General features: G+C 71.4%; 14 protein-coding genes, 1 tRNA gene and 1 pseudogene. 14 read left to right on the top strand and 2 right to left on the bottom strand.

Annotation, left to right across the window (positions count from 1 at the left end):
• Positions 1–23: 23 nt before the first annotated feature.
• Together sp36 and NVV95_RS03795 are read left to right on the top strand one after the other, a co-directional pair.
• Positions 24–179, top strand: a complete 156-nt coding sequence (sp36, locus tag NVV95_RS03800; RefSeq protein WP_173182811.1) for a Sp36 family protein — start codon at positions 24–26, stop codon at positions 177–179.
• 42 nt (positions 180–221) lie between these two features.
• The gene (locus NVV95_RS03795) at positions 222–692 is read left to right on the top strand and encodes a RidA family protein (RefSeq protein WP_259485222.1); all 471 of its coding nucleotides are present in this window, start codon (positions 222–224) and stop codon (positions 690–692) included.
• Positions 693–814: 122 nt separating this feature from the next.
• Here NVV95_RS03795 and acs read toward each other — a convergent pair whose 3' ends face one another.
• On the bottom strand, positions 815–2,794 hold the full coding sequence (gene acs / locus NVV95_RS03790; RefSeq protein WP_259485221.1) for an acetate--CoA ligase: 1,980 nt from the start codon (positions 2,792–2,794) through the stop codon (positions 815–817).
• A 419-nt stretch (positions 2,795–3,213) separates the two neighbouring features.
• Between acs and NVV95_RS03785 the strand changes: the two genes are divergently transcribed.
• The 5 genes and pseudogenes from NVV95_RS03785 to NVV95_RS03765 all read left to right on the top strand — a co-directional run.
• Entirely contained in the window at positions 3,214–4,227 is a 1,014-nt protein-coding gene (locus NVV95_RS03785; protein WP_259485220.1) for a TadA family conjugal transfer-associated ATPase, read from the top strand.
• Positions 4,228–4,361: 134 nt separating this feature from the next.
• Positions 4,362–5,330, top strand: coding sequence for a type II secretion system F family protein (locus NVV95_RS03780; protein ID WP_259485219.1), 969 nt, complete (start codon positions 4,362–4,364; stop codon positions 5,328–5,330).
• A gap of 449 nt (positions 5,331–5,779) precedes the next feature.
• Positions 5,780–5,935 (top strand): DUF4244 domain-containing protein, encoded by a 156-nt coding sequence (locus NVV95_RS03775; protein ID WP_375163779.1) that lies wholly within the window; start codon positions 5,780–5,782, stop codon positions 5,933–5,935.
• Positions 5,936–6,107: 172 nt separating this feature from the next.
• Positions 6,108–6,422 (top strand): TadE family type IV pilus minor pilin, encoded by a 315-nt coding sequence (locus NVV95_RS03770; protein WP_259485218.1) that lies wholly within the window; start codon positions 6,108–6,110, stop codon positions 6,420–6,422.
• A gap of 110 nt (positions 6,423–6,532) precedes the next feature.
• Positions 6,533–6,772 (top strand): annotated as a pseudogene (locus tag NVV95_RS03765) (helicase); the annotation flags it as partial.
• A 117-nt stretch (positions 6,773–6,889) separates the two neighbouring features.
• Here NVV95_RS03765 and NVV95_RS03760 read toward each other — a convergent pair.
• The gene (locus NVV95_RS03760) at positions 6,890–7,126 is read right to left on the bottom strand and encodes a DUF8847 domain-containing protein (protein ID WP_259485217.1); all 237 of its coding nucleotides are present in this window, start codon (positions 7,124–7,126) and stop codon (positions 6,890–6,892) included.
• A gap of 223 nt (positions 7,127–7,349) precedes the next feature.
• Here NVV95_RS03760 and topA point away from each other — a divergent pair, with 223 nt between their 5' ends.
• The 7 genes from topA to NVV95_RS03725 all read left to right on the top strand — a co-directional run bounded on the left by topA (position 7,350) and on the right by NVV95_RS03725 (position 15,807).
• Positions 7,350–10,373 (top strand): type I DNA topoisomerase, encoded by a 3,024-nt coding sequence (gene topA / locus NVV95_RS03755; RefSeq protein WP_259485216.1) that lies wholly within the window; start codon positions 7,350–7,352, stop codon positions 10,371–10,373.
• Complete coding sequence (gene tmk / locus NVV95_RS03750; protein WP_259485215.1) at positions 10,370–10,987, top strand: dTMP kinase; 618 nt, start codon at positions 10,370–10,372, stop codon at positions 10,985–10,987. The genes topA and tmk overlap by 4 nt, the downstream gene beginning before the upstream one ends.
• Positions 10,988–11,039: 52 nt before the next feature.
• On the top strand, positions 11,040–12,320 hold the full coding sequence (locus NVV95_RS03745) for a DNA polymerase III subunit delta' (protein ID WP_259485214.1): 1,281 nt from the start codon (positions 11,040–11,042) through the stop codon (positions 12,318–12,320).
• The gene (locus NVV95_RS03740; RefSeq protein WP_259485213.1) at positions 12,317–13,915 is read left to right on the top strand and encodes an alpha/beta hydrolase; all 1,599 of its coding nucleotides are present in this window, start codon (positions 12,317–12,319) and stop codon (positions 13,913–13,915) included. Before NVV95_RS03745 ends, NVV95_RS03740 begins: the two co-directional genes overlap by 4 nt.
• A complete protein-coding gene (locus tag NVV95_RS03735; protein WP_259485212.1) occupies positions 13,915–14,577 on the top strand; it encodes a TetR family transcriptional regulator in 663 nt (220 codons plus the stop codon). The genes NVV95_RS03740 and NVV95_RS03735 overlap by 1 nt, the downstream gene beginning before the upstream one ends.
• Before the next feature lie 80 nt (positions 14,578–14,657).
• Positions 14,658–14,730, top strand: a tRNA-Thr gene (locus tag NVV95_RS03730).
• 93 nt (positions 14,731–14,823) lie between these two features.
• Positions 14,824–15,807, top strand: coding sequence for a Gfo/Idh/MocA family protein (locus NVV95_RS03725; RefSeq protein WP_259485211.1), 984 nt, complete (start codon positions 14,824–14,826; stop codon positions 15,805–15,807).
• Positions 15,808–16,011 lie beyond the last annotated feature (204 nt).

Genomic DNA, 16,011 nt, shown 5'->3' with positions numbered 1-16,011 from the left:
GAAAAGCCGAGAAAGGGGCGCCCGTGCCCGCCTGGGAATACGTGACGACACCTCTGATGATCCACAACACGACGGGCATCCTCAACACCTGGGGCTCCGAAGGGTGGGAGCTCGTGCAGATCGTGACCGGGCCCGAGGGTGGGCTGGTCGCCTACCTGAAGCGTCCCGTCCAGGGCTGATCCGGCGGCCCGCGCGGTCTCGGGCTCCGCTAGCGTTGGGGCATGTCTCAGACCTCAGCGCGACTCGCCGAACTCGGCATCGAACTCCCCACCGTCTCGGCGCCCGCCGGCGCCTACATCCCCGCCACGATCAGCGGGAACCTCGTCTTCACCGCGGGGCAGCTGCCGTTCGTGTCGGGTGCCCTGCCCGCGATCGGCAAGGTCGGCGAGGGTGACGGGCTTGTGTCGCCCGTGGATGCGAAGGCCTATGCGGCGACCGCGGCGCTGAACGCCCTGGCCGCGGTCGAGAGCGTCATCGGATCGCTCGACCGGGTGGTGCGCATCGTGAAGGTCACGGGGTTCGTGGCCTCCGACCCGTCGTTCACCGGGCAGCCGGGTGTGATCAACGGTGCCTCGGAGTTCCTCGCCGACGTGTTCGGAGACGCGGGCATCCACGCGCGCTCGGCCGTCGGCGTCGCCGTGCTGCCGCTGGACTCGCCGGTCGAGGTCGAGCTCATCGCCGAGTTCGCGTAGCTCGGAGCAGGTAGCTGGTAGCTCATAGCCGGTTGGCTGCCGTGCCGCTCGTCCCCGGCGGGCACCATGCCATGCCGCCGGTTGCCGGCGGGCGATGGACCTTCCGCCCGCCGGCCGCCCCGCTACTTCAGCGTGTTCGAGATGACGCTCATCACCATCGTGTCGGCAAGCGTGGTGGTGTCTCCGATCTCACGGCCCTCCGCGACGTCCCGCAGCAGCCGCCGCATGATCTTGCCCGAGCGCGTCTTCGGCAGTTCGCTGACGATGTGAACCTCGCGGGGGCGCGCGATCGCTCCGATCTGCTCGGCGACGTGAGCCCGCAGCACGGCTGAGGCGTCATCGGCCGCCGCGGCATCCGCTTGGCTGGCCCTCGTGATGACGAACGCGACGACCGCCTGGCCGGTGGTCTCGTCGGAGGCACCCACCACGGCGGCCTCGGCCACCATCGGGTGCGACACGAGCGCCGACTCGATCTCGGCCGTGCTGAGGCGGTGGCCCGACACGTTCATCACGTCGTCGACGCGGCCGAGCAGCCAGATGTCGCCGTCGCGGTCGCGGCGGGCCCCGTCGCCGGCGAAATAGGTGGTGCGGCCGAACTTCGACCAGTACGTCTCGACGAACCGGTCGGGGTCGCCCCAGATGCCCCGGGCCATGCTCGGCCACGGGTGGGTGATGACGAGCAGGCCGCCCTGGTCGGCCTCGGTCGACCGGAACCGCTCGTCGACGACGTCGATCGCGATACCGGGGATCGGCACCTGCGCACTGCCCGGCTTGAGCGTGGTGACCCCGGGCAGGGCGCTGATTATGATCGCGCCGGTCTCCGTCTGCCACCACGTGTCGACCACCGGGGTGGTGCCACCGCCGATGACGTCGCGGTACCAGACCCACGCCTCGGGGTTGATCGGCTCGCCGACGCTGCCGAGCAGGCGGAGGCTCGACAGGTCGAACTCCTGCGGGATCTGCCGGCCCAGCTTCATGAAGGTGCGGATCGCCGTGGGCGCGGCGTAGAGGATCGACACCTTGTACTTCTCGACGATCTCCCACCACCGCCCCGGGTGCGGGGTATCGGGGGTGCCCTCGTAGATGACCTCGGTGGCGCCGTTGGCGAGCGGCCCGTAGACCACGTACGAGTGCCCCGTGATCCACCCCACGTCTGCTGTCGACCAATACACGTCCTCCTCTGGCTTCAGGTCGAAGACAGCCTTGTGGGTGAACGCGACCTGCGTGAGGTAGCCGCCGGAACTGTGGAGAATTCCCTTGGGCTTCCCCGTTGTGCCGGAGGTGTAGAGGATGAACAGCGGGTTCTCGGCCGGGAAGGCCTTCGCGACGTGCTCGGTGTCGACCTGCGCGATCTCGTCGTGCCACCACAGGTCGCGGCGCTCGTGCCAGTCGACGTCGCCCTTGGTGCGCTGCACCACGAGCACGTTCCGCACGGTGCTCTCCTGGCCGTCGGCGTTCGGCTCGAGGGCCTTGTCGACGGTGGGCTTCAACGGGAAGGCCTTGCCCTTCCGGTAACCGCCGTCGGCGGTGATCACGAGCACCGCGCTGGCGTCGTCGATGCGGGAGCGCAGGCTCTCGGCGCTGAAGCCGCCGAACACCACGGAGTGCACCGCTCCGATGCGCGCCACGGCGAGCATCGAGATGACGGCCTCGGGAATGAGGGGGAGGTAGATCGCGACCCGGTCGCCCTGCTTCACGCCCAGGGCCGTGAGCAGGTTCGCGGCCTTCTTCACCTCCGTGGTGAGCTCGGCGTAGGTGAAGGAGCGGCTGTCGCCCGGCTCGCCCTCCCAGTGCAGCGCGACACGGTCTCCGTTGCCCGCGAGCACGTGCCGGTCGAGGCAGTTGTACGCGACGTTCAGCTCGCCGTCGTCGAACCACTTCGCGAACGGCGGCTCGCTCCAGTCGAGGGTGCGCTCGGGCGTGAAGGGCGTGTGCCAGTGCAGCAGCCCTCGCGCCTGCGACCCCCAGAACGCCACCGGATCCTCACCCTGCGCATACAGCTCACGCGTGGCCACGGCCGCGTTCGCGAAATCGTCGCTCGGCGGGAACCGCCGCGCCTCGTGCAGCAGGTTGTCGATGTTGTTCGCGCTGTTCTCAGCCATGTGTCGTGTCGCTCCTTCGCGAAGACCATCCGTTCACGCCGTCACTCGGGCGGCCGCCGTCTACGACGATAGTCCACCCCTCCGACGCGCAGCCCGCAGGCAGATCGCCCCGGCGCGACACGGTCACTGAGAATTCGCTGGAGTGGTTGGTGGAAGTGTTTCGAGTGGGTAAACTCGGTGTTACCGGATGTCAAGTCCGGATGCAGCGCACTAGCGATTCCCCCCAATCCAGCGTTGCTGCGGCGGCACCCTTCCCCCCATTGGGTGCCGCCCCTTCCTTTTAACGAACGCCTCGGCTCAGGCCGGGGCGTTCGTGGTTTAAGCGTCCGCTCCTGCACACCCGGGCACACCCCCGTCCTCCTCCCACAGTCTGCGTCGACGAGCGGATGCTCGGCCGCCCCTCCCCGTACCGTCTCCGCATGACCACCACCACCCTCACCCGGCTCCACCGTTCCGACGAGATCTTCGGGCCTCTCGCCCCGTACCTGCTCGATCCCGCGGTCACCGACCTGTTCGTCAACGGCCACCGTGAGCTCTGGGTCGACCGGGGCGCCGGTGCGGCGCGCGATCCGAGCTGGACCTGCCCCGGAGAGGAGGCCCTCCGCTCCTTCGCCGTGCGGTTGGTCGCCCGCGGCGGACGTCACCTCGACGAGGCCACACCCTGCGTCGACGTGGAGGTCGAGGGCGTGCGGGTGCACGTCGTGCTCCCGCCGATCGCGGTCGGCGGCACCGCCATCTCCGTCCGGGTGCCCGGCACCTCCCGCCCCGATCTCGACGCACTCGCCCGCCGCGGTCTGTTCGGCGCCGGCGAAACCGGCCTCGCCCGCCGCGACTTCGTCGAGCGGGCTGTTCGCGAGCGGGTCAACCTGCTTATCACCGGGGCCGGCGGCAGCGGGAAGACCACGCTCCTGGCGGCGCTGCTCGCGTCGGCCGACCCGACCGACCGGCTCGTGGTGATCGAAGACGTCGCCGAGCTGCGGGTCGAGCATCCGCATGTCGTCACCCTCGAGGCCCGCCAGCCCAACCTCGAGGGCGCCGGCGGAATCGGCCTCGCCGAACTCATGCGCCAGGCGCTGCGCATGCGCCCCGACCGGCTCGTGCTGGGCGAGTGCCGCGGAGCCGAGATCCGCGAGCTGCTCGCGGCCCTCAACACCGGCCACGACGGCGGCGCCGGCACCCTGCACGCGAACGCCATCGCCGACGTCCCGGCCCGCCTCGAGGCCCTCGGCGCCCTCGCCGGCCTCGACGCCCCCGCCATCGCCCGCCAGGCGGTCAGCGCCATCGGCCTCGTGCTCCATCTCCGCCGCACACCCACCGGACGCACCCTCGACGGCCTCGGCCGCTTCGCTCTCACCGCCGCGGGCCACCTCACGATCGTCCCGGTAGATCTCCCCGCCCTGCCTGCCAGCTCGCAGCCCGGTGTCGCGGCATGACCGCGTCGCCGCGCGTCGCCGCCCGTCGCCGCTTTCGCTCACCCTCGCAGCCACCATCACCCTCGCAGCCGCCATCTCTCTCGCGGCCGCCATCTCCCTCGCGGCCACCATCGCGGTCGCCGTCGCGAGCGCGGGTGAGGTCTCGGTCACCCGAGGCGGACCGCATCGCTGCCGTCGTCGAACGCCTCGCCGCCCTGATCGGCGCGGGCGTCGCGCCGGGTCAGGCCTGGCGCTACCTCGCCGAGGTCGACACCCACCCTCAGCTCGCAGCGGTCGTCGCCCGCCTCGACGCCGGGTCGGACGTGCCCGCCGCCATTGCGCGATCCGCGCCTCCGCCGAGGCAGCCCCCCGGGTCGCGACACCCGTCCGGCCGTGGTCGGGAGCGTGCGGCCGGAGAGTCGTGGCAGGTGCTCGCGGCCGCCTGGTCGGTCGCGTCGGCGGCCGGCGCCCCACTCGCGCGCTGCCTCGACGAGATCGCCGCCACCCTGCGCGGCCTGGCCCAGGCCGAACGCGACACCGCCGCAGCTCTGGCTTCGCCGATGGCCACCACCCGCCTATTGATGGTCCTCCCGATCATCTCCGTCGCCGGTGCCTCCCTGCTCGGCCTCGACACGCTCCAGGTCCTCGTGGGGTCCCCGGCCGGTCTCGTCTGCCTGGCCGGCGGCATCCTCCTCACCGTCCTCGGATCCCTCTGGAGCCGCCACCTGGTCCGCCGCGCGGCACCCGCCGACCGCGCCCCCGGACTCCTCCTCGACCTCACCGCGGTCGCCGTCGCCGGCGGGGGCTCCCTCCCCGCGGCCCGCGCCCTTGCGACGAGCACGATCGAGCGCCTGGCACCCGCGGCCCTGACTCACGAATCGGGCCAGCTGGACGTCCTGACCGAGGTCCTCGCCCTGGCCGAGCGATCGGGCGCCCCACCGGCGCAGCTCCTCCGCTCCGAGGCTCTCCGCCTCCGCCGCGAAGCCGTCGCCCTCACCCACCGCCGCACGGCCGAACTCGGCGTCTGGCTCATGCTCCCTCTCGGAACCTGCGTCCTCCCCGCCTTCCTCCTCCTCGCCGTCGCCCCCCTCCTCCTAGCGGCCCTCCCCCCAGCCCTCCTCTAATCGCCCGCTCCCCGACCCCGTACTGCCGCTGCCCGTACACCTCCCACGGCCCGCCATCTGCGGCGGCGACGCGTGACTCACGCGGGCGGCAATTCCCCCTTCCGGCCAGAGTGGCGCCTGCCGGGAGCACCCCGCTCGACACGAACGCCGGAATCACCTCCCACTTCACCAGGAGTGCCGGCTCGCCTGCGACCAGCACATCACTGCCAGGACGACTTCCCACTCACCGGCGGGTGCCTTGCTCACCTTCCACCAGCTCGGCACCAGCCCACTCGCCGCCGGACCCACCACAACCAACGAAAGGTCGACCAATGAGATGCACCAAAACCCTTCGCGATAACGCAGGCCCAGGTCTTCGAGGGTATTGCAGCGCGACCCCACTCGGCCGCCCGTCCTCACGCGGAATCGCCGGCGGGCGCGCGGGATGGGCGCGACGTATCCGGGCTGCCTTGGCTGATGAGAGCGGGGCGGCGACAGCCGAGTATGCGGTCATTCTGCTGGCGGCCGTCGGGTTCGCCGGGCTGCTGCTGGTCATCCTGCGGGGCGACGAGGTGAAAAGCCTGCTGACGGACCTGGTGCATCGTGCCCTCACATCGGCAGGGTGACCGCCGCGTCCGGCCCCGCGCGAGTTTGACCGGAAGTCGGCTTCCTCGGCTTGCTCCGCTGACTCGGCTTCCTCCGCTGACTCAGCCGACCCGGCTGGCTCGGCTGGTTCGGCTGAACAGCCTGAACTGGTCCAACCGGCTGGCTCGGCTGCTCGCCGACGAGCGGGGTTCGGTGACGGCCGAGTTCGCGCTGGTGCTGCCGGCCGCGGCGATCGTGCTCGTGATGGGGTTGGCGCTCGTGCAGCTCGGCGCCGTGCAGGTGCGGTTGACGGATGCGGCGGCCGACGCCGCGCGCCTGGTCGGCCGAGGCGAGAGCGCCGACGCCCGCGTGGCCGCCGCGCACCCGGGCGCGACGATGTCCGTGGCGCACCGGGGCGGATTGGTCTGCGTGACGGTGTCCGCCGAGGTGTCGACGGGGTCCGGTCCCGCGTTCCCTTTCACCGGCACCGGGTGTGCTCTCGACGACACACAGGCGCCTGCCCCGTGAAGCGCAAGGAGGGAGCGGTCGTCCGCACGCGGCGCGACACACCGGCTCCGGAACGTCCCCGGCGAATCGCCGCTCGGCAGTGGGCCGAGGACGACGAAGGCGGTGGATCGATGGTCGGGCTCGCGGTCGTCGTCGCGCTGGCCGCGGCGGTCGTGGCGTTCGCCCCGTTCGGCGGTGCGCTCGCGGCACGTCAGACGCTGGTGGGGGCCGCCGACTCGGCGGCGCTCGCCGCGGCCGACACGCTGTCAGGACGCGTGAGTGGCGAGCCGTGCGCGGCAGCCGCGTGGGTCGCCGAGGCGGTCGGCGTGGCGCTCGTGTCCTGCGCGGTCGCCGGTGGGGGAGTGGCGGTGGTGACGGTGTCCACGTCCATCCTCGGCATCCCTGTCACCGCCCGCGCCCGCGCCGGCCCGCCACCCGTTGTGGTCAGTCGGTCCGGCATCGGCGCGAGGGCGGCCGGGGGCCCCGCGTCAGGACGAGACGACCGCTTCCACGTAGCGGTAGTCGACCGCGCTCGGCCGCTCCGAGTCGCCGTACTCGAGGCCAGAGGCCCGCCGGTACAGGTAGGTCTTGCTGCGGGCGGCGGCGGGGATGCTCAGCCGCGCGTGCGGCTCACCCGCATCCGTGAAGTCGGTGCGGAGGGTCTTGCCCTCCAGCGGGCCGTCGGTGAACTTGGCGGTGTAACTGCCTCTGTCGACAGGCGTCATGATGCGATGCCCTTTCCTCATTGAAGTGGTCGATCCCTATTGTCCCCCTCGCGAGGGCCCGCGCAACGCCCGTCGATCATCTGCCGAGCAGCTGTTCAGGGGGCCCGAAGGGGAATCAGCGAGCATCCGCCCGCGTTGCAGTCACCGCGATCACACGATTAGGTTCCTCCCGGTCGGGGGTGTGTATGGTGTGCCTGACAGATCGCATATATAAGGAGAAGCCTTGCCCAGCCCGAGAAAGCTCGTCATCGTCGAGTCCCCGACGAAGGTGAAGTCGATCGCCCAGTACCTCGGCGACGGCTTCGATGTGCTTGCCTCGGTCGGCCACATCCGCGACCTGGTCGAACCGAAGAACCTCCCGCCCGAGCTGAAGAAGGGCTCGCTCGGCAAGTTCTCTGTCGACGTCGAGAACGGCTTCGAGCCCTACTACGTCGTCTCCGATGCCAAGAAGAAGACCGTCGCCGAGCTGAAGAAGGCGCTGGCCTCCGCCGACGAGCTCTACCTCGCAACTGATGAAGACCGCGAGGGCGAGGCCATCGCATGGCACCTGCTGCAGGTGCTGAAGCCCAAGGTGCCGGTCAAGCGCATGGTCTTCCACGAGATCACCCGCGAGGCCATCGAGGCCGCCCGCGACAACACCCGCCAGATCGACGACGCGCTCGTCGACGCGCAGGAGACCCGGCGCATCCTCGACCGCCTCTACGGCTACGAGGTCAGCCCCGTGCTCTGGCGCAAGGTCGGCCCCGGCCTCTCGGCCGGTCGCGTGCAGTCCGCCGCCACCCGACTCGTGGTCGACCGCGAGCGCGAGCGCCTCGCGTTCACCAGCGCGAACTACTGGGACCTGACGGCCACCCTCGCCCCCGGCGAGACCGCGAAGACCGCCCCCGAGAAAGACGCCTTCGACGCCCGTCTCGTGCGTCTGAACGGCGATCGCGTCGCCTCGGGCCGCGACTACGACGAGTCGGGTCAGCTGAAGGGAAAGGCCGTGCCACTCGGCGAGGCCGCCGCGACCGCCTTGAAGGATGCGCTGCAGGCCGACGGCGTCGACATCCGTGTCAGCGCCCTCGAGAGCAAGCCCTACACCCGTCGCCCCGCCGCTCCCTTCACCACGTCGACCCTGCAGCAGGAGGCGGCCCGCAAGCTCCGCTTCTCGGCCCGTCAGACGATGAGCGTCGCCCAGTCGCTCTACGAGAACGGCTACATCACCTACATGCGAACCGACTCGCCCTCGCTCTCGCAGCAGGCGATCACCGCGGCCCGCAACCAGGCGACCAAGCTCTACGGCGCCGACACGATCCCCGACAAGCCGCGCCTCTACAGCGGCAAGGGCAAGAACGCGCAGGAGGCCCACGAGGCCGTCCGTCCCGCCGGCGAGGTCTTCAAGACCCCGTCCGAGCTCTCGGGCACGCTGCGTGGCAACGACTTCCGCCTCTACGAGCTGATCTGGAAGCGCACGGTCGCCTCGCAGATGGCCGACGCCAAGGGCTCCACCGCCTCCGTCACCATCACTGCCGGCCCGGTCGAGGTCGCCGAACTGGGCGGCACCACCACCGCCGAGTTCTCGGCCTCGGGAACGGTCATCACCTTCCGCGGCTTCCTGCACGCCTATGAGGAGAGCCGCGACGAGGAGCGCAACGCGACCGCCGAGCCCACCGAGGCGAAGCTGCCCGTGCTGAAGGAGGGCCAGGCGCTCGCCGCTGTCGCGCTCGACGCCGCCGGCCACGACACCACCCCGCCGCCGCGCTACACCGAGGCGAGCCTCGTCAAGGCGCTCGACGAGCTCGGCATCGGCCGACCCTCCACCTACGCGTCGATCATCTCCACGATCGTCGACCGCGGCTACGTCACGCCCCGCGGCCAGGCCCTCGTGCCCAGCTGGACGGCCTTCTCGGTCGTGCGCCTGCTCGAGGACTTCTTCGCCGAGCTCGTGAACTACGACTTCACCGCCGCGCTCGAGGCCGATCTCGACAAGATCGCCGACGGCGACCAGGATCGGGTCGACTGGCTGAAGAGCTTCTACTTCGGCAGCGAGGGGCACCCCGGCCTCCGCAGCGTCATCGACAACCTCGGTGAGATCGACGCCCGCGCGGTGAACTCGGTGGCCATCACCGACGACATCACGCTGCGCATCGGCAAGTACGGCCCCTACCTCGAGGTCGTCGACCCCTCGGGCGACATCGAGGCGACGCCCCGCCGCGTCAACCTGCCGCAAGACCTGGCACCCGACGAGCTCACCCCCGAGAAGGCCCGCGAGCTGGTCGACGCTCCCGTCGTCACCGACCGCGTCATCGGCATCCACCCCGAGACCGGCAAGCAGATCGTCGCGAAAGACGGGCGCTTCGGCCCGTACGTGACCGAGCTCGACCCCGAGCCGGCTGCCGACACGGTGGCGGCTTCGACGACGGATGCTCCCGCCGCCGCAGCCGCGGCCGCCAAGGCCCCGGCGAAGAAGGCTCCGGCGAAGAAGGCCGCTGCGGTCAAGCCGCGCACCGCCTCGCTGTTCAAGACGATGGATCTCGCGACCATCGACCTCGACACCGCACTGCGGCTGCTCGACCTGCCGCGCACCGTCGGCGACGACCCCGAGTCGGGCGAGCCGATCACCGCCCAGGGCGGCAAGTTCGGACCGTACCTGAAGAAGGGCACCGACACCCGGTCGCTCGAGAGCGAAGACCTCATCTTCGAGATCGACCTCCCGGGTGCGCTCGAGCTCTTCGCCCAGCCCAAGTACGGAGCCCGTCGGGCGTCGTCGGCGCTGAAGGAGTTCGAGGCCGACCCCGAGAGCGGCAAGCCGATCCGGGTGAAGGACGGGCGCTTCGGCCCGTACGTGACCGACGGCACCACGAACGCCACCATCCCGCGCGGGGAGACCGTCGAGGAGATCGACTTCGAGCGCGCCGTTCAGCTGCTCGCCGACAAGCGTGCCAAGGGGCCGGCGAAGCCGCGCGCCAAGGCGGCTCCGGCCAAGAAGCCGGCCGCGAAGAAGCCTGCGGCCAAGAAGGCGCCGGCGAAGGCGACCACCGCGAAGACGACGGCGGCGAAGTCGACGGCGGCCAAGACGACTGCGGCCAAGGCGACCACGACGAAGGCGGCCGCCACGAAGGCGGCACCCAAGACGACCGCGGCGAAGACCACCGCTGCCAAGACCACGGCGGCGAAAACCTCAGCGGCGAAGACCACGGCGGCCCAGACATCTGCGGCGAAGGCGACCGCGCCGAAGACCACGTCCACCCCCACCGCCCCGTGACCGGCGTCTTCATCACCCTCGAGGGCGGTGACGGCTCGGGCAAGACCACCCAGTCCACCCTCCTCGAGGAGTGGCTGAGCGCCCAGGGCCGCACCGTCGTGCGCACCCGCGAGCCGGGGGGCACCGACTTCGGCACCGAGGTGCGCGAGATCGTGCTGCACAGCCGCGGCTTCATCACGCCGCGCGCCGAGGCCCTGCTCTACGCGGCCGACCGCGCGCAGCACATCGCGACCAAGGTGCGCCCGGCCCTCGAGCGCGGCGAGGTGGTCGTGCAGGACAGGTACCTCGACTCCTCCGTCGCCTACCAGGGCGCCGGCCGCGTGCTCGACGCCGAGGAGGTTCGCGACCTCTCGCTCTGGGCCGTCGAGGGGCTGCTGCCCGACCTCACGATCCTGCTCGACCTCGACGAGACCGCGGCGCGCGCCCGGCTCGACGGCGCCGACAAGCCGTTCGACCGGCTCGAGGCCGAGAAGGGCGAGTTCCACGCCCGGGTGCGGGCCGCCTTCCTCGCCCTGGCCGAACGGGAGCCCGACCGGTTCCTGGTGGTCGACGCGTCGGCCGATCCCGAGACGATCGCGGCGAGCATCCGGAACCGCGTCGCGACCCTGCTCTGACGCCCACCGCACCCGACGGCGCACTGTCAGGGGCGGCCGATAGATTGGACCCATGACCGTCTGGAGCGACCTCACGGGCCAATCGGCCGCCATCGAGGTCTTCCGCGCGGCCGCCGAGAGCTCCCTGCGCCCACGCGGCGAAGCCCACCCGACAGCCCCGCCGACCGGGTCACCGACAACCCAGCCGCCAGGCCCGGCGCCCGCCCAGGCGACGGATGCCCGTGGTGCCACCGACTCGATGACACACTCCTGGCTCATCACCGGTCCGCCCGGCTCGGGCCGCTCGAACCTGGCCTACGCCTTCGCCTCCGCACTGCTCTGCCGCTTCGGCGGCTGCGGAGTCTGCCCCGACTGCACGCAGGTCGCGGCCCGCACCCACCCCGACCTCGCGGTGCTCGCCACCGAGCGCGTCATCATCTCGATCGAGGAGGTGCGCAAGCTCGTCTCGTCGTCGCAGTTCTCGCCGTCGGTGGCCCGCTACCGCGTCGTCGTCATCGAAGACGCCGACCGCATGCAGGAGCGCACCTCGAACGTGCTGCTCAAGGCGCTCGAGGAGCCGCCCGAGCGCACGGTGTGGATCCTGTGCGCCCCCAGTGAGGCCGACCTGCTGCCCACCATCCGCTCGCGGGTGCGCTCGGTGCGCCTGCGGGTGCCGAGCACCGGCGACGTGGCGAGCCTGCTGCAGCGCCGCGACGGTGTCGACGCCGCCACGGCCGAACGCGCCGCGCGGGAGTCGCAGAGCCACATCGGCATGGCCCATCGCCTGGCGACCAACGACGAGGCGCGCGCCCGCCGGGCCGAGACCCTCGACCTGGCGCTCGGCGTGCGTTCGGTGGGCGACGCCGTGCGCGGGGCCGCCCGACTGCTCGAGATCGCGGGGGCCGACGCCCAGGCCATCACCCTCGAGCGCGACGCCGAGGAGCGCGAGAGCGCCCTGCGCTCCCTCGGCGTCGAGCCCGGGCAGGCCGTCCCGCCCGCGCTCCGCTCCCAGATGAAGGCACTCGAAGACGACCAGAAGCGGCGCGCCACGCGCAGCCTGCGCGACGGCATCGACCGCATCCTCACCGACCTGCTCTCGCTCTATCGCGACGTCGTGCTCGTGCAGCTGGGCGCGCCCGACAGCGTCGAGCTCGTGAACGAGGCCATCGCCGACCGCGTGCGCGAGGTCGCCGCGGGAGTCGACCCCGCCCAGACCCTCGCGGCGATGGACGCCATCGCCGACGCCCGACGCCGCATCGCCGCGAACGTCGCTCCGGCTCTCTCCCTCGAGGCCATGCTCATCACGCTGGCCGAGGCCGGCCGCACCGCCGCATCCCGAAAGGTCTCCCCGTGAGTCGTCCCCGCCCCACCCGCCGCGTCACCCGACGGGCCACCGCGCTCGTCGCCCTGGCCACGGCGGCCGTCATCGCGCTCTCGGGCTGCGCGACCTGGTTCACGAGCGACTACGCCAACGGGGGCACGAGCGGAGATGGCACGGGTGGCGGCGGCACCAGCACCTCCACCCCCACCGCCGAAGACGTGCCGGCCGAGCTGAAGCCCTTCTACTCCCAGACGCTCGAATGGGAGTCCTGCAGCGGCTCCTTCGAGTGCGCCACCGCGAAGGCCCCGCTCGACTGGGCGAACCCCGGCTCGGGCGACACGGTCGACCTGGCCCTGATCAAGAAGCCCACCGACGGCACCAAGCTCGGCAGCCTGTTCGTGAACCCGGGCGGCCCGGGCGGTTCCGCCTACGACTTCGTCGAGCAGTCGGCCGACTACGCGGCGCACCCGTCGCTGCAGAGCTCGTACGACCTGATCGGTTACGACCCGCGCGGCACCGGCCACTCCGACGCCGTGAAGTGCCTCACCGACAGCGAGCGCGACGCCTACCTCTACGACATCATCCCGGGGGAGCGCGGCTCGGCCGAGTGGATCGCCGCCTACACCGCCGCCGCGAAGGACTTCGCCGACAGGTGCGCCGAGAACACCGGCCCGCTGCTGGAGTTCATCGACACCGACAGCACCACCCGCGACCTCGACATGCTGCGCGCGGTCGTCGGAGACACGAAGCTCAACTACCTCGGCTACTCCTACGGCACCTTCCTGGGCGCCGAGTACGCCGAGAACTTCCCGGCGAAGGTCGGGCGCATGGTGCTCGACGGCGCAGAAGACCCGTCGTCCAGCGGCTTCGACATCAGCATCTCGCAGGCGGCCGGCTTCGAGCAGGCGCTGAAGAACTACCTCGCCGCCTGCGCCGACCGCAGCGACTGCTGGTTCCAGGGGTCGGCCGATCAGGCGCTGACGGGCATCCAGAAGCTGTTGGCCAAGGTCGACCAGAGCCCCATCCGGGCGAGCGACGGCCGCGAGCTCGGCGCGTCGAACCTGCTCACCGCCGTGTTCTACCCGCTCTACAACGAAGAGAACTGGGGCTACCTCGACACGCTCTTCCAGACCGTCGGCGACGGCCAGGCCGACTTCGCCTTCCAGCTGGCCGACGCCTACAACAGCCGCAACTCCGACGGCACCTACGCCGACAACCTGATCGAGTCGTTCAACGCCATCAGCTGCGCCGACTACCCCGCCACCACCGATCCGGCGGTGATCGCCGACCAGAACGCCAAGATCGTCGAGGCCTCGCCGACGGTGGGCCCCTACTGGACCTACAGCGACATCGCCTGCGCGCAGTGGCCCTACCCGAGCCGCCGCGTCCCGGCGGCCGTCACCGCGGCGGGCTCCGGCCCGATCCTCGTGGTCGGCACCACCGGCGACCCAGCCACCCCGTACAAGTGGGCCGAGGCGCTGGCCGGTCAGCTCGAGAACGGGCACCTCATCACCTTCCAGGGCGAGGGGCACACCGCCTACAACTCGTCGAGCTGCGTGGCGGATGCCGTGGACGCCTACTTCCTCCAGGGCACCGTGCCGGGCTCCGACCCCGAGTGCACCAGCTGATGCAGCCCGACGCGAGCGCCGCCGGCGGCGACGTCGGCCTGCGTGAGCGCAAGCGCCGCGCCACGCGCCGGAGCATCCAGGTCGCCGCCCTGCGCCTCATCGCCGAGAGCGGCCTCGACCAACTGACGGTCGACGACATCAGCCGCGAGGCCGGCGTCTCGCCCCGCACCTTCTTCAACTACTTCCCGTCGAAGGAGGAGTCGCTGACGGGCGACCTGCCGATCCAGTTCGGCGACGAGGTCGCGGCACGGTTCGAAGACGCGGGGCCGGGAGGCGATCCGCTCCGCGACCTGGTCGACATCATGGCCGGCCAGGCCGCCGACGGCACGCTCGACCCCGAGCTGCATCAGCTGCGGCGTTCGGTCATCCACGAGTATCCGCAGATCGCGGCGATGCGGCTCGACCGCATCCGCTCGTTCGAGCTCGAGATCGCCGACTCGGTCACCCGTCGACTGCGGGCGGATGCCCGGAAGCGCGGCCTCGACGCCGACGACCCCGCCCTTCCCGAGCGAGGGCGCCTCACCGGTGTCGTCATGCTCTCCCTCGCCCGTGCCGCGTGGATCGCCTGGCTCGAACACCCCGACGACGTCTCGCTGCCCGATCAGCTGCACCGCAGCTACGAGCAGCTCCGCTCCGTCGTCGGCGGCACACCCTCCGACTGACCGCCGCCTGACCCTGCACACGAGCCCTCCGGCTATCGGCTATGCTTTGTTGCTGTGCCACGCGCGAAAGCCGCGGCCAGGCCGCCTTAGCTCAGTCGGCAGAGCGATTCACTCGTAATGAATAGGTCCCGGGTTCGATTCCCGGAGGCGGCCCTCGTACCATCCCCGAAAGACCAGTAGACAGAAGCCCGGATTGCCGGGCTTCTGCTCGTTGCGGGGCGGGCAAACCGAGACAAGGAGACGACGATGTCGAACACGGTCCGCTGGGGCATCCTGGGCACGGGCGGCATCGCCCGCTCGTTCGCAACCGACCTGAAGGCCGTCGGCCTCACCATCGCGGCCGTCGGTTCGCGCAGCCAGGAGTCGGCCGACCGCTTCGCCGCGGAGTTCGGCATCCCGACCGCCCACCCGAGCTACGAGGCACTCGTCGCCGACCCCGACGTCGACGTGATCTACGTCGCGACCCCGCACACCTTCCACGCCGAGAACGCGCTGCTCGCGATCGGCGCCGGCAAGCACGTGCTCGTCGAGAAGGCGTTCACGATCAACGCGGCCGAGGCCCGGCAGATCCAGCAGGCGGGCGAGGCGGCCGGGGTCGCCGTGCTCGAGGCGATGTGGACCAGGTTCCTCCCGCACATGGTGCGCCTGCGCGAGATCATCGCCGCCGGCACGCTCGGCGACGTGCGCACCGTGCTGGCCGACCACGACCAGCGCCTGCCGTCCGACCCGTCGCACCGCATCAACGACCCGGCGCTCGGCGGCGGCGCGCTGCTCGACCTCGCGATCTACCCGGTGTCTTTCGCGATCGACCTGCTCGGCCTGCCGACGCGCATCCTGGCGAGCGCCACGATCGGCGCGACCGGGGTCGACCAGCAGACCGCGCTGATCTTCGAGCACGAAGGCGGCCGCCAGTCGGTCTCGCACAGCGCCATCGACGCCGCCGGCCCCGTGACCGCGTCGGTGATCGGCACCGAAGCCCGCGTCGACATCGAGCGCACCTGGTACGCCCCCACCTCCTTCACGGTCACGAACTCGGCCGGTGAGGTGATCGAGCGCTTCGAGCAGCCCGTCGCCTCCCGCGGCATGGAGTACCAGGCCCTCGAATTCGAGCGGATGCTCGCGGCCGGCGAGCGCGAGAGCCCGCTGCTGCCCGTGGCGGAGTCGGTGGCGATCATGGCGGTGCTCGACGACATCCGCGACCAGATCGGCGTGCGCTACCCGGGCGAGTAGCGGTCGCACACTCTCACCGGCCGCCGCACGAAGCGGCCCCGACCGGTGCCCCCTTCGGGGGTAGCATGACGGGATGGACGAGCCGGTGACGCCCCGCCCCGCGCGAGGGGGAGCGCACCGCGCCCACCCGGCGCCGGCGCACAGCGCCTCGGGCGCCCGCGCTGCCCGCGCTGCCGCCGGAGGCGGCGCCTGGCGCGCGAGCCT

It is taken from the genome of Herbiconiux gentiana (assembly GCF_024978135.1).
Taxonomy (GTDB): Bacteria; Actinomycetota; Actinomycetes; order Actinomycetales; family Microbacteriaceae; genus Herbiconiux; species Herbiconiux gentiana.
This window is presented reverse-complemented; position numbering and strand designations above follow the sequence as displayed.